14 protein-coding genes and 1 pseudogene are annotated in these 17929 nt (G+C 63.5%); 2 read left to right on the forward strand and 13 right to left on the reverse strand.

Going from position 1 to position 17929, the window contains the following annotated elements:
* Nucleotides 1–63: 63 nt before the first annotated feature.
* Both ccmB and ccmA read right to left on the reverse strand, forming a co-directional pair.
* Nucleotides 64–735, reverse strand: a complete 672-nt coding sequence (ccmB, locus tag PSV05_RS08550; RefSeq protein ID WP_300064105.1) for a heme exporter protein CcmB — start codon at nt 733–735, stop codon at nt 64–66.
* On the reverse strand, nt 732–1391 hold the full coding sequence (ccmA, locus tag PSV05_RS08555) for a heme ABC exporter ATP-binding protein CcmA (protein WP_300064107.1): 660 nt from the start codon (nt 1389–1391) through the stop codon (nt 732–734). Before ccmA ends, ccmB begins: the two co-directional genes overlap by 4 nt.
* Before the next feature lie 111 nt (nt 1392–1502).
* Between ccmA and PSV05_RS08560 the strand changes: the two genes are divergently transcribed.
* Complete coding sequence (locus PSV05_RS08560; protein WP_300064109.1) at nt 1503–2657, forward strand: pyridoxal phosphate-dependent aminotransferase; 1155 nt, start codon at nt 1503–1505, stop codon at nt 2655–2657.
* Nucleotides 2658–2767: 110 nt separating this feature from the next.
* The gene (locus PSV05_RS08565; protein WP_300064111.1) at nt 2768–3565 is read left to right on the forward strand and encodes an amidohydrolase; all 798 of its coding nucleotides are present in this window, start codon (nt 2768–2770) and stop codon (nt 3563–3565) included.
* Here PSV05_RS08565 and PSV05_RS08570 read toward each other — a convergent pair.
* From PSV05_RS08570 to scpB, 11 genes and pseudogenes are all read right to left on the reverse strand, one after another.
* Entirely contained in the window at nt 3552–5318 is a 1767-nt protein-coding gene (locus PSV05_RS08570) for a hypothetical protein (protein ID WP_300064113.1), read from the reverse strand. The genes PSV05_RS08565 and PSV05_RS08570 overlap by 14 nt on opposite strands.
* Nucleotides 5315–7474, reverse strand: a complete 2160-nt coding sequence (locus PSV05_RS08575) for a hypothetical protein (protein ID WP_300064115.1) — start codon at nt 7472–7474, stop codon at nt 5315–5317. The genes PSV05_RS08570 and PSV05_RS08575 overlap by 4 nt, the downstream gene beginning before the upstream one ends.
* A complete protein-coding gene (locus PSV05_RS08580; protein ID WP_300064117.1) occupies nt 7471–8646 on the reverse strand; it encodes a BatA domain-containing protein in 1176 nt (391 codons plus the stop codon). The genes PSV05_RS08575 and PSV05_RS08580 overlap by 4 nt, the downstream gene beginning before the upstream one ends.
* Nucleotides 8643–9473, reverse strand: coding sequence for a DUF58 domain-containing protein (locus PSV05_RS08585; RefSeq protein ID WP_300065417.1), 831 nt, complete (start codon nt 9471–9473; stop codon nt 8643–8645). Before PSV05_RS08585 ends, PSV05_RS08580 begins: the two co-directional genes overlap by 4 nt.
* Before the next feature lie 65 nt (nt 9474–9538).
* Entirely contained in the window at nt 9539–10546 is a 1008-nt protein-coding gene (locus PSV05_RS08590) for a MoxR family ATPase (RefSeq protein WP_300064119.1), read from the reverse strand.
* A 10-nt stretch (nt 10547–10556) separates the two neighbouring features.
* Nucleotides 10557–11276 (reverse strand): DUF4159 domain-containing protein, encoded by a 720-nt coding sequence (locus PSV05_RS08595; RefSeq protein ID WP_345782244.1) that lies wholly within the window; start codon nt 11274–11276, stop codon nt 10557–10559.
* A 19-nt stretch (nt 11277–11295) separates the two neighbouring features.
* On the reverse strand, nt 11296–12630 hold the full coding sequence (locus PSV05_RS08600; protein WP_300064121.1) for a TldD/PmbA family protein: 1335 nt from the start codon (nt 12628–12630) through the stop codon (nt 11296–11298).
* Nucleotides 12631–12645: 15 nt separating this feature from the next.
* A complete protein-coding gene (locus PSV05_RS08605) occupies nt 12646–14277 on the reverse strand; it encodes a TldD/PmbA family protein (RefSeq protein WP_300064122.1) in 1632 nt (543 codons plus the stop codon).
* Nucleotides 14278–14498: 221 nt separating this feature from the next.
* Complete coding sequence (locus tag PSV05_RS08610; protein WP_300064124.1) at nt 14499–15380, reverse strand: pirin family protein; 882 nt, start codon at nt 15378–15380, stop codon at nt 14499–14501.
* A gap of 181 nt (nt 15381–15561) precedes the next feature.
* Complete coding sequence (locus tag PSV05_RS08615) at nt 15562–17190, reverse strand: pseudouridine synthase (protein WP_300064126.1); 1629 nt, start codon at nt 17188–17190, stop codon at nt 15562–15564.
* A gap of 178 nt (nt 17191–17368) precedes the next feature.
* Nucleotides 17369–17917: pseudogene (scpB, locus tag PSV05_RS08620) on the reverse strand (SMC-Scp complex subunit ScpB); the annotation flags it as partial.
* Nucleotides 17918–17929: the final 12 nt, after the last annotated feature.

The raw sequence follows: 17929 nt of genomic DNA on the forward strand, positions 1-17929 counted from the left end.
AAGGGTGTGCAAGGCTGAGAGGGTTGGGGTGAGGGCAGCGCGCTAATCCGCGGCATCGAAGTGCTAATTATGCGCGATGCGCAGTGCGGCCGCCGTGACCGGCGGTGCCAGCACCAGCGAGATCACCAGTCCGGCGCCCAGGTAAAGCAATGCAGCACTGGCATCGAGCCCCTGCGCGGATGCCGATACCGCGCCTGCGCCAAACACCAGCACCGGCACATACAGCGGCAGCGCGAGCAGGGCAATCAGGATGCCGGCCCGGCGCATGCCTACAGTCAGCGCTGCGACCACTGCGCCGAGCAGGCTCAGGATCGGGGTGCCCAGCAGCAATGAGGCCATCAGCATCGGTAACTGCGCACGTGGCAGGTGCAGCAGCTCGCACAGCAACGGCGTTGCCACGATCACCGGTAGTGCTGTGGTGAGCCAATGCATGACCGTGCGCACCAGCACCAGCCACCACAGTGGCACCGGCGCCAGCATCCATTGCTCCAATGAGCCGTCCTCGGCATCGCTGCGGAACAGGCTGTCCAGCGCCAGCAGGCCGGCCAGCAGCACCGCCACCCACAGCACCGCAGCAGCCACAGGGGCCAGGGTCCGTGCATCGCCGCCGAGCGCCAACGCGAACAGCACCACCGTCAGCAACGCGAACAAGGCGGGCTGCATGGCATCGCCACGACGTTGCCAAAGCAGGCGCAGGTCGCGCGTGATCAATGCCTTGGCGGCCGAGCGCATCATGTGACCGCCTCCAGTTCCAGCATCCGCGTGCGCACCGGTGGCGCGGCATAGGCGCCGTGGGTGGTGATCAGCGCGGCGCCATGACTGCGTAGATGCGCCTGCACCATCCGGTTGACCAGATTGATGCCTTCCAGGTCGAGATTGGCGTAGGGCTCATCCAGCAGCCACAGCGGCGCCGGCGACAACCACAACCTGGCTAGTCCCAATCGCTTCTTCTGGCCGGCGGAAAGATGGCGCACGGCCGTATCTTCATAGCCGCTGAGCCCGACAATCGCCATGGCTGAAGCTGGAAACTGGCGATGTCGCCGCCCGTGTAGTCCGCACAGGAATTCCAGGTTCTGCAACGCGGGCAGGTCGGCCTTCAGACCGGGTAGATGACCCAGGTAGGCCATGTTGCGTGCGCGCAGGTCGCTTCGCGCTTTGGCACCGTCGATCTCGACACGACCGGCATCGGCGCGCAGCAGGCCGGCCAGCACACGCAGCAAGGTGGTCTTGCCAGCGCCATTGCCACCCTGAACAAGCAGGGCCTCGCCGGTATCCACGGCGAAATCCAGCGGTCCGAACACCGGCGTCTCGTTGCGGGCGAAGCGCAGTCCCTGCACGGCGAGCAAGGGGCTGGGCGGAATGGGGTGATCGGAAACGTTGTGATCGGACATGTGCTTTGATTTTACCGGCATGAGCAGCCTCCATGCGCAATGGTCACGTACGCGGTCGGGTCGATTTCGTACACTCCAGCTTCCGCCGTATCGCGATGCTTTGATCAGCCCATGATGCTTCCGCCTGTCACCAAATTGCCGAAGGTCGGCACCACCATTTTTACTGTCATGTCGCAATTGGCCGCCCAGCACGGCGCGGTCAATCTGGGCCAGGGGTTTCCGGACTTCCCGGTGCCCGCACGACTGGTCGATGCGCTCACCCGCGCGATGCAAGCCGGCCACAACCAGTACGCGATGATGACCGGCGTGCCCGCGTTGCGACAGGCAATCGCCGCCAAGACCGCGCGCGTGTATGGCTGGCAACCCGATGTGGACAGCGAAATCACCGTCACCAGCGGCGCCACCGAGGCGATCTTCAGCGCCATTCACGCGGTGGTGCGTGCTGGCGAAGAAGTCATCGTGCTCGACCCTTGCTACGACTGCTACGAGCCGGCAATCGACATGGCCGGCGCTAAAGCAGTGCACGTGGCGCTTGATCCCAAGACCTTCGCACCCGACTGGGACGCGGTGCGCGCCGCGATCACGCCGCGCACGCGGATGCTGATGATCAACAGCCCGCACAACCCGTCCGGGGCGATGCTGGGCGCGGATGACATGCAGATCGTGGCCGACATCCTGCGGGGCACCGATATCTGGCTACTCAGCGACGAGGTCTATGAGCACATCGTGTTCGATGGCGCGCGCCACGAGTCGGTATTGCGCTACCCGGAACTGCGCGAACGCAGCTTTGTCATTTCGAGCTTCGGCAAGACCTATCACTGCACGGGCTGGAAGCTGGGCTATTGCATCGCGCCACCCGCGCTGTCGGCCGAGTTCCGCAAGGTGCATCAATACAACACCTTCTGCAGCTTCAATCCGGCGCAGCACGCGTTCGCCGAGATGATCGAGGCCGAACCCGAGCATTACGAAGGTCTCGGCGCGTTTTACGAAACCAAGCGTGACCGCTTCCGTGAGCAGTTGTTGACCACCAGGCTCAAGCCGCTGCCGGTGCCGGGCGGCTATTTCCAGTTGGTCGATTATTCCGATGTGAGCGATCTGGACGATCTCGATTTCTGTCGTTGGCTGACCATCGAAAAGGGCGTCACCGCGATCCCGCTGTCGCCGTTCTATGAAACACCGCCCGCCGGCCAACGCCTGGTACGGCTGTGCTTCGCCAAGAACGCGGCCACGCTGGATGCGGCGATCGAACGCTTGCAGAAATTGTAGGTGCGGGGCCTGCCCCGCACATGGCACGCGTCCAGCGGGGCAAGCCCGCTCTACAAAGAAGCACATGGCATGCGATCAGCGAGGCAAGCCCCGCTCTACAAGGAGAACCTATGAACGACCTGCGCGTCAGTCTGGTCCAGGGCGAAACCCGCTGGCATGATCCGGCTGGCAATCGTGACTATTACGGCGATCTGATCGCGCCGTTGAAGGGTGCCACCGATCTGGTGGTGCTGCCGGAAACCTTCACCAGCGGTTTCAGCAACGAGGCCATCGGCGACGCGGAAACCATGGACGGCCCAACCGTGGCCTGGATCCGCGAACAGGCAGCGCAACTCGATGCTGCAGTCACCGGAAGCGTGCAACTGCGGGTCGGTGACGATGTGTTCAACCGGATGTTGTTCGCAACTCCGGACGGCGGCCTGCAGCATTACGACAAGCGTCACTTGTTCCGCTATGCCCGCGAACACGAACGCTACGCTGCCGGTCGCGAGCGACTCACTTTGGACTGGCGCGGCTGGCGAATTTGCCCGCTGGTCTGCTACGACCTGCGCTTCCCGGTGTACTCACGCAACCGTTTCGATGTCGAACGGCCTGGTCAACTGGATTACGACCTCGCGCTGTACGTCGCCAACTGGCCGGCGGCGCGTGCGTATCCATGGAAAACCCTGCTGCGTGCGCGTGCCATCGAGAACCTGAGTTATGTCGTCGGCGTGAATCGCGTCGGCACCGATGGCAATGGCATCGACTACAGCGGCGACAGCGCGGTGATCGACTTCATCGGTCATGCCATCAGTGAATGCACCGACCAGCAGGTCGTTGTCACCACCACGTTGCAGGCCACCGAGTTGCAGGCGCATCGCGAGCGATTTCCGGCGATGCTGGATGGGGATCGCTTCAGCCTGGAGTAGTGGTTCGCACGCGGCCCAGGCGGCTGCGTTCGAACCACCAGAGCGCACTGGTCACCGCTAGCCAGAGCAGGAACAGTGCCCAGCGCGGCAGTGTCGGTGCTGCCACCGCGGGTTTGACCAATGTCGGTGCATGGTCGGCAAGCACAGCAGTTGCCTGCTGCGTGCGTGCGGCACGGAGCACTTGGTCGGCGCCCTGGGCGCGCACGAGGAAAGCGGTATCCGACGTGCCGTCGACCAGCTGATGCCAGCCTGCGCGCCGTGGCCAGAACGCGGCGCAATGTTTGTCGCCACTGCGGGGATCGATGACCAGTCGCAACGGCGTGGCGTCGCCGGGTTGCAGGATGCGCGCGGCATCGCCCAGGCGACAGAACTGCGTGCGTTCACCTGCGTAAACAAGCCCAGGCATATCGCGCGGTGCAGCTGCACGCGGGCGGGTGACTGCATTGATGGCATCCGCCCATAGCCGCGCATGCAAATCAGCGCGACCAGCCAGTGCGAGGCGGTAGCTGTCGGTGGGCAGCCAGACCCCAATCCGTCCGCGGCCATGCGCCCGCCATGCAACCAGCGGGTTGCCGCGGTCGTCGCGCAGCACGGTTTGTCCGGATGGGTTGTCGATGCGCAGTTGCGGGCGGGTCAGGGCAGGAAGTGTCGAATCATTCGCATCGACGACAGGCAGCTTGAAGCTGGTTGGCAGGCTTGCAGCCTGCACCTGCAGACCGAGTGCATCGCCATCGGCCAAGGGCGCGGAGCTGCGCAACAGCAAGCCCATGCCATTGCTGACGGCATCCAACACATTCGTGCGGCGGGCATGACCAAGTCCGTTCCAGCTACGGTCATCGAGGATCAGCACATCGGTATCGGCGAGGGTGCGCGTGTCCAATGCGAATGATGGATCGCCGGCCTGCATGCCTGCACCGAGATCGATCGTGGCTTGCAAAGTCGCGCCATTGTCGGTGGCCCAGCGGCGAAGGAATTTCAGTTCCGGGTCCGGTCCACCGGAGCGCAGCAGCAGGTGCGTTGGAAGCGTGGGCAATACCTGCACTGGAACAATTGTTGTTGCGATGGTCTTGTTGTCTGCGTCGCGCAGGCGCAGCTGGTACATGGCAAGGCCGGAGCTGCGGGCTGGCGACTGCAACGAAAATACGCCATCGCCCTGCAGCGCCTGTTGATCGGCACGTGTACCTGACGGATCAAGCAATTCGATGCGGGCGCCACCCTGTGCTGATCCACGTACGTGCACGGCATCGCCCGATTGCACCGATTGCGGTGCCCACCAGTCGCGGATGCCGGTTGCAAGCGGGGCGGGCTCGAAGCGAATCTCAATGCCTGATGCCGCATCGCGATCACGCGTTTCCAGGCCATCGCCGATGATGTGGAGCGTGTGTGCTTGAGGATGCTGGCGCAGCACCGTCGCCAGGTCAGGCGTGGTATCGATGCTTTTGCGTGAAGCGGCTTCCGGCATGCGCAACCAAAGTTCACCAGCGCGTGGCATTGGTGTCTCTGCATCAGGCGCATGCGCGGTGAGTAGATGCAGGGTGTGGATGTTGTCGCCTGGATCAGTTGTTCGCAGCAGCAGAAACAGCAGTGCCATCGATGCGCATTGGCCAAGTAACAATAAAGCAGTGCGCGATGCACGGGGCCGTGCGTCGGCTGGCAAATGGCGCAGGGCGAGCAACAGTCGCAGGCTGGCCAGCAATACGCTGATCGCGAGGAGCCAAGGCAAGGCCTGCATGACCGACTCGATGGCGATCATGGACGGGCCTCGCGCTGCAGCGCGTCGAGGTAGGCATTGCCAACCGGGGTGGCATGAGTGCGTGGCGTCGGTTTCGCCAGCGGCTTCGCCAGCAATGGCCATACGCGCAGACGCAGTTCATCGCGGCACGCAGCGCAGTCGGGTTGCTGGCGGAGTGCATCCAGTGCGGCGATGGCAGCGAGCGTGCCGCGCTCGTCGCCGGCGTGCGCCTGCAACCAGTGTGAAGCATCGTCCAGGATTACCTTGGGGACCTCGCTGTCATTCCGATCAGCACCCAATGCACGCCACAGCGCATCCATCGGCATGGCGACATCCGGCATCGCGACGAAGGCATTGCTGCGGGTCGCAACGTCGTCGCGTTTTCCACTCATGCGGCGGCTGAAATCGATCGGAGGAAGTTCGCTGCCGAGACGCGGCAGGTAGATGCGATCAGCCTGCTGTACTTTCTTGATCAGCCCGAGTGCTTTGTACGCGAATGGAAGTGCCTTCTGCGGCTGGCCCAGTCGCAGTTGGGTCTCCGAATCCCACATCTCGCGCAAGGCCGCACGCAGGAGTTTTTGCGTTTGCGGGTCGAGCAGGGTCGCCGCCTCGGGCAGGTCATGTACATGCGAGACCTCGGCAAGCATTGCATCGACGCCCCTATTGCCGGTCTTGCCCTGGTCGTGGTGATCCTCTGCCGGATGGTCGTCGCCGCGCGCAGTCGATGCGTTGGCATCTGTCGCCTGGTCTGCATCGCTGGTCGGCAATGCTTCGGCGCCCTCGGTTTCTTCGCCGAGGAATTGCCCGTAGCGCAGTCGCAACGTGTGCTGGTCCACACCGATGGCATTGGAGCGTTTGCCGAAGGCGTCCGACGTGAGCGTGCGCTGCTCGCGAATCAGTTTTTCGGCATCCATGATGATCTGCCGCTGACTGCGGAAATAAGCAGGCAGCACCTGTTGCATCAGGCCATCGAGGCCGGCAGCCATGCCAACTTCCTCTGGCGGCCAGCGCAGGATCACGCTGGCGCTGCGTACCACCTGAGACTGTGGCTGGCGGTTGTCGCGCACGCTTAGCTGCACAATCACGTCATTGCCGACGGTCAGCCCACTGCGTGCCAGGTCGAAGTCATACGCGAAGCGCCGATTGCGGACTGGGCCGCTTGCGTTCAACGGCAACGTGCGCTCGCTGGCGCTGATGTTCTCGCCTTCGCCACTGGTCTGGATGATGCGTAGTTCCGCGCGGGCGGCAACGCCATGGTCGTCGGTGGCTTCGAACACCAATGGCCAGCTATGTTGCCCGGGCTTGCGCAGGCTCAGGTTCTGCGCAGGCGTGGTGGCGCGTACCTGCGGTGGCTGGTCGGCCAGCATCTCGATGCGGTGCAAGCGCCGTTGCGCGGGCGGCAGGGTAGGTTCGCTGACGATGCGATACAGCGCGGAACGTTTGATGTGGTACTCAGCAAGCCAAACGCCATCGCGTTCCTGCAGGTCGATCCGCGGGCCGTTCTGGATCTGCAGCCATGCGTGTTTTGGCGCTACCGAGAACTGCAGTGCCCAGCGCAGTGTCGATGCTTCCGGCACGCGCACGTCCGCCGTCTCCACTGTGCGTGTTGGCAGTCCGGTGTAGGCAGGTGGTTCGACGCTGAGCCGGATCAAACGCAGCGATGGCGACTGCACGCCCAGCACCTGTGCCAGTGCGGGTGGCAGCTGTGTTCGAATGGTTTCGGGAATAGGACGTTGCCAGGACCAGGCTGCAGCGGCACATGCCAGTGCTGCCAACAGGCTCCAGAGTAATGGTGCAACCCGAGATCGCGGTCGCAATGGACCGATATCCAATGACTGCCAACGCACCTGCAGGCGTTCGCGTTGCAAGCGTGCAAGTGATGATGCCGGTGCCTCCAAGCCGAGCAACAACCCGGCGCTGTCCTCGAGTACAACATGTCGATTCAGCTGTCCAGCAAACCATGGCAGGTCGAGCCTGCGCCATGCATTGACCAGCCATGCCAGCATCGCGACCAGACAGAATGCAGTCAGCAGCCAGCGTGCAGGTTGGCCGGGCTCACGCAGGGCAAACAGCACTGCGACCGCGATCCATGGCATCGCGAACAGCAACACACGCACGCAGGCAAGCATCCGCCAGCGCGCATGCACGGTCTGCGCCGAGGGCGTGATGCGACTCATGCGGAGCGGAACCGACGCATGGACATCGCGACCAGACGTTCGATGCCGAACAGCAGCGCGATCAAGAGTGCCAGCAGGCCACCTAGCGGGCGTGGTGATTGAATGGCGTGCACAGCCTGTGCATCTACGACAGGCGAATAGGTATTGGCCCAAGCGCGCGTGGCTATGGGCGGATTGGCTTGCAATGCATCCTGGAAAACAACCGGGAAGTCGGGTTCCAGCAATGCTGGCAGCGATTGCGGCGTGAACGGCACCAGCATTCGCACCCACGCGCCCTTGCCATCTGACATGCGCAAAGCGAGTGGCGCGCCGTCTGCGCTGCGCCACGTGACTTGTGCAGTCTGCCAATCCAGTGATGCGGCTGGGCTGTCCTGCGCGAGCAGGATCGTGCCGCCGTCGCGGACCCATTGCTGCTGTTGCGCCGGAACCGTCGTGTTGGCCAGCCAGAGCAGATGGGTGTCGTCGGGATGTAATGCAGCAGCATCCGGAATTGCGCGAAGTGAATTCGTGGGTGCTTGTGGCTTTGTCTGGCTGGACCAGGCGGTTGCAGCAGCACGCAGATAGGGCAGGGCGGCTTGGTGTTCGGCATCGACAAATGCCGCGATGCGCATGGACTTCCGTGCGGCAGATGCGCTGAAAGCCGATGTGCCCGGTACTGGCGCCCATGTGACCGCGCGCTCTAGACGTGGTCTCTGTGCGTCAGTGGCATCGAACTGTTCGGGAACGATGGCTGTCAGCGATACGTCCTTTGGCAGCGTCGCATCCAGTTCGCGCAACAGGCTGGCGATGGATGCCGAAGTAGGAGGTGCGGGCTTGTCGATGGATGGAAAGCCCGGTGCCAGCCAATGCCATTGCGCGTCTTTAGACGTGCGCGCTGGCATGTGCGCTGCGTCGATGTCTGGATCCACCACGACCCACGGGCGCAGGTCCGGATGCCCGCGGAGCACCGGTTGCGCCAGCCACAAGGCGAGCATTGCCAGCAGCAGCAGTCGCAATGCCAGCAACAGCCATTCGTTGAAGCGTGGCCGCCGCCGAGGTTGCGCGCGCGCGACCAGCCAGCGCAGCGCCGCGAACTCGATTCTTTTCTGTTGTGTCTGGCGTACCAGGTGCACTAGCAACGGGATCGCCAACGCCAGCAGCGCGATCAATGCCGAAGGCAGCAGCAGGTTCATGCCGTGCGTGCCTGTGCGCTGAACAAAGCTTGCAGCGGTGCATCAATGGGCGTATCCGCGAAATGCGTGGCCAGGCGTATGCCGACACGCGTGCAACGTGCCTGCAGCTCGGCGCGGGCATCGGCAAAACGCTGCAGGTATTCGCTGCGCAGTGCATCGGCATCGCCCAGCAAGGTGGCGGCATTCTCGGTGTCGACGAACAGATGGCCGCCGCGATACGGGAAATCGCGCTCATCGGCCATCAGCACTTGCACGATGCATACATCGCGACCGGTGGCGGCGAGTTTTTCCGCCATCTCCACCACGGCATCGTCGAAACAGTCACTCAGCAGCAGCACCAGGCTGCGTGGCGTGAGCATGTTCCATGCGGGCGACAGGCGCGTTGCATCCGGCCAGCGGCCAGCACTGCGCATCGCATCCAGCGCGAGCAGGCAACGGTCGCGATGACGCGCGCCAAGGCCACTCGCCGTCGGTTGTACCTGTGCATCGTTGACCGCGACCAGTCCGAAGCGGTCGCTACCTTGCAACGCGAGCTGTATTGCACACGCGGCAATCTCCTTGGCGATATCGAGGCGGGTGGTGTGCGGCCGAGCCTGGTCGACTTGCGTCATCGATGCGGTGGCATCCAGCACGATCCACAGTGACAGCGGGCTTTCGCGTTCGGCTTCGCGCACGAAATAACGGTCGGAACGCGCGAACAGTTTCCAGTCGACCTGGCGCAGGTCGTCGCCGGGTTCGTAGCTGCGGTATTGCGAGAATTCCAGGCCGCTGCCGCGTTGCTGACTGGCATGCAGGCCGTGGCCATGACCTGCAGCACCAAGTCGCATATGCAGCCGCAATGGCCGCAAGCGCGCCAGCACCTCGGGCGGAACTGCGATCAAGCGCTGCTCCCTCAGGGCGCGGGATGCTGGCGCAGGACCAGCGCGACCACGTCGTCGGTGCTGATCCGTTCGGCCTCGGCGGCGAACGACAGCAGCAGGCGATGGCGCATGACCGGTGCAGCCAAAGCGACGACATCCTCGCGGGTCGCGGCGAAGCGCCCATGCATCAATGCGCGTGCCTTGGCCGCCAGTACCAGTGATTGCCCGGCGCGCGGGCCGGCGCCCCAGCGCACCCAGTTGCGAACTTCATCTGATGCAGATTCACCCGGGCGCGTGCTGCGCACCAGCCGGTTGATCCAGGCAAGCAGCGCATCGCCGACATGCACCTCGCGCACATGTTTCTGCAGGCGCAGCAGTGCGTCGCCGCCCATCACACGTGGTACCTGCGCTTCGTTGCTGCCGGTGGTGCGCGCGAGGATCGCCTGTTCTTCCGCTTCGCTCGGATAAGGCACGCGGATATGCAGCAGGAAGCGGTCGAGCTGTGCTTCCGGCAACGGATAGGTGCCGGCCTGTTCCAGCGGGTTCTGCGTGGCCAGCACGAAGAATGGGGCGGGCAGCGGATAAGTGGTGCCGCCATAGCTGACGGTGTGTTCCTGCATCGCTTCCAGCAAGGCGGCCTGGGTCTTGGGCGGCGTGCGGTTGAGTTCGTCGGCCAGCAGCAGATTGGTGAACACTGGTCCCTTCTGGAACTTGAACATGCGCCGGCCGGTGCCGTGGTCTTCTTCCAGGATCTCGGTGCCGATGATGTCGCTGGGCATCAGGTCCGGGGTGAACTGGATGCGCCGGAACTCCAGCGCCAGCGCCTGGCCAAGCGAACGCACCAGCAGTGTCTTGCCGAGGCCGGGTACGCCTTCGAGCAAACAGTGGCCACCAGACAGCAGGCCGATCAGCAATTGCTCGACCACATCGGCCTGGCCGACGATGGCCTGGCCGATTGCTTCGCGCAGCTGGCCCAGCGCTTGCACTTCGTGCTGGATATCGGATTCGGTGGGCGATGTCTGGTTGGTGGCATCGGTCATGGTTGAATGCTCAATTGGTCAATGCGTGGATGACGATATTGACGGCGAAGCGGGTGTTGTCGACGGCGAGGAAGCGCTTGTTGCGCCAGTCGTAATCCCATTCGCAGCCATAGTCCTTGTTGCTGTAAAGCACGCCGAGGCGACCGTCGATTTCAATACCCTTGAGATAATCGTGGACGAGGTCGTCGCCCCAGCCGTTGAGCTCGATCCCGGTCGGCGGTGGGCCGTCCTTGAAGCTGAAGAAGCTGCGGTACAGCGGATGTGTGTTCGGTAACTTCTTGAGGGCTTTCGGGCCGAAGATTGAAGCCATCTGCCGCTCGAACGATGTGGCGAACAGGCCGTCGATGTCATGGTTGCAGTCATCCACCAGCACGAAGCCGCCGTTGCGCACGTAACGTTCGAAATTGCGCCGCTCGGCTGGATTGAACTCGACCAGTTTGTGCCCGGCCAGATAGCAGAATGGCGAGTCGAACACTTTCGGGTCGGACAGCGCGACCACGCGTTCGACCGGGTCCACGCGCAGGCTGGTGTAGTCGATCAATGCGGTAATGACATTGGCCGGCATGCGCTGGTCGACGTCCCAGTCGCCGGAGTCGTACTTCAGGCGGGTGAACCAGAAATCGTAAGGGCCGGCAGCAGGCGTGGCCAGAACGGAAGCAGGCAGTGCCGCTGCAGCCAGGCTGCCCGCAAGCAGGCCAAGTGCCTGCCTGCGGTTCATGCGCGCGCTCATGTCATCGGCGTGGCGGTGGTCACACCGCGTCCGACAGCGAGGTGAAGGTGAAGTCGCGCAGCTTCATCGGCGGCAGCATCATCGACAGGTTGGACTCGTCGCCAGCCACGCGCACGGGTTTGCCGAGTTCATCGATGTTGTTGAGCATGATGATCGGCGATTCGTTGAAGCGGAAGTTCTTGACCGGGTATTTGATCTGCCCGTTCTCGATGTAGAAGGTGCCGTCGCGGGTCAGGCCGGTCAACAACACGGTCTGCGGATCGACCATGCGGATATACCAGGTGCGGGTGACCAGCACGCCTTTCTGGGTCTCGCGCACCAGGTCGGCGGTGGACTTGGTGCCGCCAGCCATGATCAGGTTACCGGGCTGGCCGACCGCGCGCTTGCCTTGCTTCTGCGCCCAGAAACGCGAGTAATTGAGCGCCGAGACCTTGCCGTCGGTGATGATCGGTATGCGTTCGCGCGGCAGGCCTGATCCATCCCACGGCATCACCGGCACGTCCTCGTCCCACGGGTCGGCATGTATGTTCACGCGCGGGTCGTAGACCAGCTCGCCGAGCTTGTTGCCGCCGCCCTTCTTGGACAGGAAGCTGCGGCCTTCGTCGGCCGAGCGCGCATCGAAGAAATACATCATGAAACTGACCAGGCCGGCGGCTGCATGTGGTTCCAGGATCACCGTGTACTTGCCGGGTTCCAGCGCCTTGGCATCGGCCGAATCGCGCGCTTTGCGGATCGCGACCTCGATGTCCTTCTCGACATGGAAGTCGCTCATGTCGCGCAGGTCGCGGCCAACCCATCCAGAGCCGCGGCCGTCTGGAGTACGTACGGTGCAGGTGTAGTTCATGCCGGCTTGCTGCTGGTAGCCGAAATTGCCCTTGCTGTTGGCAAACGCAGTGAACCCATAACCGTCTTCCAGGAAGCCGGCCGCGACCAGCTTCTGTGCCTTGCACGCGGCAATCGAATCGGCAGCGACTTTCGCGCGTTGTTCCGGGGTGATCGCGGCAGTCGAATCGCTCCATGTGTTACTTGGTTTGTAGGTTTGCTTCTCGATTGCCGGCATGAATTCCGGGTTTGCCGGGGAAAGTTTGGCCAGTTCTTCTGCGCGGCGTACGCAGCGCTCCAGCGAGGCGTCGTCGAACTGGTTGATGGTGGCGGCGCCGCTGCGCTTGCCGAACGCAACTTGCACGCCAAGTTCGACATCGTCCACCAATCCCGAGGTGGAAATGTCATTGCGCGCGAAGCGCACGTTGCCTTGCTTGCCGCCATCGAGCGAGGCGGTACATTCGTCGGCCACCGACATCTTCACGACTTTCTCGAGGATCTCGCGGGCCTGGGCTTCGGTCATCATGCTCATGTGAGTGCTCCTTGATCAGCCGAGGTTGCGGGCGGTGTTGATGACATTCACGCCGTTGAAGCGCGCGGTGGATGAACCATGCGAAACCGACGACGACTGCCCGGGTTGGCCCTTGCCGTCGTTGAATGTGCCGCCGAGGCGGTAGTCGCGTCCGTCGCAGACCGCGACGCAGGAATTCCAGAACTCCGGCGTGCGGATCTGATAGGCCACGTCCTCGATCATGCCGGTGACCTTGCCTTCCTTGATCTCGTAGAAGAGCTCGCCACCGAACTGCGCGTTGTAGCGCTGCTGGTCGATCGAGAACGAGCCGTCGCCGACGATATAAATGCCGTTCTCCACGTCCTTGACCATGTCGGCCACGCTGAGTGGCTGCTTGCCGGGCTGCAGCGAGACATTGGGCATGCGCTGGAACTGCACGCTGCTCCATGAGTCGGCGTAGCAGCAGCCCTGCGAATGGTCCAGGCCCAGCATGTGCGCCTGGTCGCGGATCGCCTGCAGGCTGACCAGCTTGCCGTCGCGAATGATGTCCCACTTCTGGGTGGCCACGCCTTCGTCGTCGTAACCCACTGCACCGACACTGCCGACCTGGGTCTTGTCTGCAACGATGTTGACCTGCGGACTGCCGTACTGGAAATGTTCCTTGACCTTGTCCAGAGTCACAAAGCTCGTCCCGGCGTAATTGGCCTCGTAGCCAAGCACGCGGTCGAGTTCGGTGGGGTGGCCGACCGATTCGTGGATGGTCAGCCACGTATGCGAGGGATCCAGCACCAGGTCGTACTTTCCAGGCTTGACCGAAGGCGCCTTCAACTTCATCTGTGCCTGCTTCGCGGCGGCCACCGCGTCTTCCAGCATGTCGTAGGACTTGCCATAGACGATCACGCCGGAGGGCAGGGTGGTCTTGTCGGCGGCATTGCCGTCCAGGTATTCGTAGCCCATGCCCATCGGCGCGGACAGACCGTCGCGGCTGCGGAACTTGCCGCTGGCCTTGTCGATCACGGTCACTGACATCGGTGCAGCGATGCGGTGGATATCCTGGTCGATGTAGGAGCCGTCAGTCGACGCGAAGTATTTCTGCTCGTTGATCGCGAACACCGATGAATTCACGTAGTTGGCACCGGCCTTCATCGCTGCGGCATTCACTGCCAGCAGTAATTCGACCTTTTCCTTGATCGGCACCAGCATCGAATTCTTGCGGATCGGTGCCTTCCAGCTGACTTCGCCGAGGCCTGGGGTTGGCGCAAGTTCCACCGGCGCGATGCGGGCGCCCGAGTTCGCCTTCGCCAGCGCAGTGGCCTGGCGCGCTGCCGCAGCGACCGCATCGGGTGTCATGTCGCTGGTTGCAGCAAAACCCCAGGCGCCACCGGCGATCACACGGATGCCGACACCGGTGGATTCGGTATTGACGACGCCGTTGACCTTGTCTTCACGGGTCGACACGAACTGGCGCAGGTAGCGGCCTATGCGCACGTCGCAGTAGGTCGCGCCGGCCTCACGTGCGGCTTGCAGGGCAGTGTCTGCCAGAGATTTCTTCAAGCGCATATCCATCGCGCTCAACAGAGTGTCGGCTGGGACGGCACGGCCCTGTAGCGGCAGCAGCATGCAGGCCATGCCGGCACTGGTGGCCTTGAGAAAATCGCGTCGTTGCATGACATCGCTCCACGGCAGGGCTGGCGCGCGGTGGCGCCAGCAAACAGGGACACTCGGAAACCCACTCCTGCAATGTGCGTGGGGGCCGCGGAAGCGTCAAGTGACTTTCGGGCTATGGCCGGCAATTGATTGCCTGCCAAACACGCGAATTGTTGCAGCCGATGCCTGCGCTGCGTACGTTTGAAGCCCGGTATCGTTGCGATATGCCGACGCGATCAGGATCAGGCCATGCGCCCGAACTTGCCGCTGTTGAAGTCGCTGATGGCCTGGATAATTTCCTGCTGGCTGTTCATCACGAACGGGCCATGACCGACTACGGGTTCATTGATCGGCTCGCCGGCAAGCAACAGCAGCTTGGCATCGGAATTTGCTTCGATGTGCACGCCGGTACCTTCGCAGGACAGCGTCGCGACCTGGGTTTCGCGCAGCACGCTGCCGTTACCAAGCATGTCGCCATTTAGCAATACGGTGCCAGCCAGCACCACAAGTAGCGCGGTCCAGCCTTCCGGCTGCGGCAGATCCACTGACTTGCCCGCCTGCAGGCGCACGTCCCAGGCATTGATCGGTGTAAAGGTCGTGGCTGGGCCATGCTTGCCTGCATAGTCGCCTGCGATCACCCGCAGCGTGCCGGCGTCGCCAGGAAGTGCGACCTCGGGAATGCTGGCGTCAGTGATGCCCTGGTAGCCGGGCGCGGCCATCTTGTCCTTCGCGGGCAGGTTGACCCACAACTGCACCATCTCGAACGCGCCGCCTTGCGCAGCATAGGCGCTGGAGTGGAATTCCTCGTGCAGGATGCCGCTGCCGGCGGTCATCCACTGCACGTCGCCAGGGCCGATCACGCCGCCGTTGCCGGTGGAATCGCGATGTTCGACTTCACCGGCATACACGAAGGTCACCGTTTCGAAACCACGATGCGGATGCTGGCCAACGCCACGACGCTCACTGGTCGGCTCGAAGCGGGTCGGCGCTGCATAGTCGAGCAGCAGGAACGGGCTGCGCTGTGCCACGCCATCACCGTTGTAGCCGAACATGCCGTGCACCGGAAAGCCATTGCCAACCCAATGCCGGCCGGGCGTACCGCTGATCTCGAGGACCTTCTTCATCTCGAACTCCACTCATCAGGCCGGGCAGGACGCCATCGGCTCATGACAGGTGATATTGGGCCAGGACACGCAGACTGCGAGTCACACCGATAGTCCGCATCGTTGCATCTGTTGAACGATGTGACGCACAAACGACAAGGGCGCCAGTGGCGCCCTTGTCGTTTGTCTTACTTGTGGTGTCTCAGCGATTGCCGCCGCGCGGACCACCTGGCTTCGGTCCACGTGGACCGCCGGGCTTTGGTCCACGCGGACCACTAGGGCGTGGGCCCTGTCCGGATTTGTTGGGTTGACGGTTGCCGCCCGGGCGTTCGCCATACGGATTGAAGCTAGTGGGGTTGGCATGGTCGGACGGGAAGTGCGGGGCGTTGCCCGGGTGTCCATAAGGACGTGCGGGACGTGCAGGACGCCCTTCGCCCGGGCCCGGACCGTTGCCACCTTCACGACGCGGGCCGCGGTCACCGGTGTTGCCACCGGGGCCACGGTCGCCATAAGGACGCGGACCGCCTGGACGTGGACCACTGGGCCGCGGACCACCGGGGCCGCGCGCGCCCGCAGGTTTGTTGCCATAGGGTTTGCGCGGGCCGCCAGGACCTTCCGGGTTGCGATGGCCGGAGGGGCCGGTGTCCACGCCGTCCGGCACGAACCAGGTGCGCATCGCCGCGGGATTCTCGCCACGCTGCTCGCCTGGGCGCATGCGTTGTCCTTCCGGCCGCGGACCCTTGGGCTTGAAGGATTTTTGCGACTGCTTGGCGGCGGCTTCGCCGCTGACGGTCAGGCCGCCATGCTTGCGTGGCGCGCCACGACGACCGCGATCCTCGCGCACGTTGTCGAAGCGACGCAGCTCGCGGCCTTCATCGGCCGGGCTGTACCCGCCGACATAACCCGGTCCGGCAGTACGGCCCACGTGCACGGTGGCCTTGGTCGCCTTGCGTTGGCCAAGTACCGGCATCAGGGTCAGCGCCGATGGCGTGCCTTCCTCGAGGCCCACGGCCTTGCGCAGGGCATCGACCTCGGCCTGCGGCAATTCCTGGGTCTTGCCGCGCAGCAGTGGCTGCGGCAGGCGCACGTCGCCGTAGCGGATGCGCTTCAGGCGGCTGACCTGGCAACCTTGTGATTCCCACAATCGGCGTACTTCGCGGTTGCGACCTTCCTTGAGCAGCACCCGGAACCAGTCGTGGGAATCGGTGCCGCCGATGCGTTCAACCTCATCGAACTTGGCTGGCCCGTCTTCCAGCGCGACACCGCGCGCCAGCCGCTCGACGATCTTGTCGCTGACCACGTCTTCGCCTTCTGGTGCGCGCACGCGGCAGACATATTCGCGGGCGACCTCGAAGCTCGGATGCATCATCGCGTTGGCCAGCTCGCCATCGGTTGTGAGCAGCAGCAGGCCAGTGGTGTTGATGTCGAGGCGACCGATCGCGATCCAGCGCGCGCCCTTCAGCGACGGCAGCGCCTCGAAGATGGTCGGCCGGCCTTCGGGGTCTTCGCGGCTGGTGACTTCGCTTTCCGGCTTGTTGTACATCAGCACGCGCGGTGGGTCGGTCAGCGCGCTGGCGACAAAGGTGCGGCCGTCGATCTCGATCTTGTCGCCGCCGGTCACGCTCATGCCGGTGCGCGCGATCTCGCCATTAACCTTGATCAGGCCGTCGGCGATGCGCTGTTCCAGCGCGCGGCGTGAACCCAGTCCGGCCTGCGCCAGTACCTTGTGCAGGCGTTCCTCGATGCGTGGCGCTTCTGTCTTCGGTGCGGCTTCGCGCTTCAGGCTCAGCGGGCTGCGGCTGCTTTTGCTGCTGTCTTTCTCATTGCTCATCTTTATTCTCGAGTTCCGACGATGCCGGTTCGGCGTCGTCTCCGGTGGGTTGTGGGTTAGGGTCGGAGGAAATGGGGTCAGAGAACATTTCCTCTCCATTGGTAGTGTCTGTTTCGTTTTGTTCGATGGAAATGTTCTCTGACCCCATTTCCACTCCCGCCGGAATCGACGGCTCGAACGGCAGTTGCGGTTCCAGTTCGCCGATGTCGCGCAATTCGGACAGCGGCGGCAGTTCGTCCAGATGCTTCAAGCCGAAGTAGTCGAGGAAGGTCTTGGTGGTCGCCAGCAGTTCGGGCCTGCCGGGAACGTCGCGATGGCCGACCACGCGGATCCACTCGCGCTCTTCCAGCGCCTTGATGATGTTGCTGTTCACCGAAACGCCGCGCACCTGTTCGATCTCGCCGCGGGTGATCGGCTGCCGATAGGCGATCAGCGCCAGTGTCTCAAGGGTGGCGCGGGTGTACTTGGTCTGGCGTTCGGTCCACAAGCGCGCGACCCATGGGTGCACGTCGGCCTTGACCTGGAAGCGCCAACCGGAGGCAAGTTCGATCAGTTCCACGCCGCGCTCGCTGCAAGCGTCCTGCAGTTCTTGCAGGGCTGCTTGCACGCTGCCTTCCGGCGCGGGATCGTCCAGCGGGAACAGCCCCTGCAACTGGACCACGGTCAGTGGCTGGTTGCCCGCGAGCAGGGCGGCTTCGACGATTCTGGTAACGAGGGTCTGGTCCATTTGGCTCATTTG

It is taken from the genome of Thermomonas sp. (genome assembly GCF_029945965.1).
In the GTDB taxonomy this organism is placed as follows: Bacteria; Pseudomonadota; Gammaproteobacteria; order Xanthomonadales; family Xanthomonadaceae; genus Thermomonas.

Bases quoted from the DNA above. Each gene is read 5' to 3' on its own strand.
- ccmB (WP_300064105.1), bottom strand. From the start codon at position 735: ATGATGCGCTCGGCCGCCAAGGCATTGATCACGCGCGACCTGCGCCTG.
- PSV05_RS08605 (WP_300064122.1), bottom strand. From the start codon at position 14,277: ATGCAACGACGCGATTTTCTCAAGGCCACCAGTGCCGGCATGGCCTGC.
- PSV05_RS08610 (WP_300064124.1), bottom strand. From the start codon at position 15,380: ATGAAGAAGGTCCTCGAGATCAGCGGTACGCCCGGCCGGCATTGGGTT.
- PSV05_RS08565 (WP_300064111.1), top strand. From the start codon at position 2,768: ATGAACGACCTGCGCGTCAGTCTGGTCCAGGGCGAAACCCGCTGGCAT.
- PSV05_RS08615 (WP_300064126.1), bottom strand. From the start codon at position 17,190: ATGAGCAATGAGAAAGACAGCAGCAAAAGCAGCCGCAGCCCGCTGAGC.
- PSV05_RS08600 (WP_300064121.1), bottom strand. From the start codon at position 12,630: ATGAGCATGATGACCGAAGCCCAGGCCCGCGAGATCCTCGAGAAAGTC.
- PSV05_RS08570 (WP_300064113.1), bottom strand. From the start codon at position 5,318: ATGATCGCCATCGAGTCGGTCATGCAGGCCTTGCCTTGGCTCCTCGCG.
- PSV05_RS08560 (WP_300064109.1), top strand. From the start codon at position 1,503: ATGATGCTTCCGCCTGTCACCAAATTGCCGAAGGTCGGCACCACCATT.
- PSV05_RS08575 (WP_300064115.1), bottom strand. From the start codon at position 7,474: ATGAGTCGCATCACGCCCTCGGCGCAGACCGTGCATGCGCGCTGGCGG.
- ccmA (WP_300064107.1), bottom strand. From the start codon at position 1,391: ATGTCCGATCACAACGTTTCCGATCACCCCATTCCGCCCAGCCCCTTG.
- PSV05_RS08585 (WP_300065417.1), bottom strand. From the start codon at position 9,473: ATGCGACTTGGTGCTGCAGGTCATGGCCACGGCCTGCATGCCAGTCAG.
- PSV05_RS08580 (WP_300064117.1), bottom strand. From the start codon at position 8,646: ATGAACCTGCTGCTGCCTTCGGCATTGATCGCGCTGCTGGCGTTGGCG.
- PSV05_RS08595 (WP_345782244.1), bottom strand. From the start codon at position 11,276: ATGAGCGCGCGCATGAACCGCAGGCAGGCACTTGGCCTGCTTGCGGGC.
- PSV05_RS08590 (WP_300064119.1), bottom strand. From the start codon at position 10,546: ATGACCGATGCCACCAACCAGACATCGCCCACCGAATCCGATATCCAG.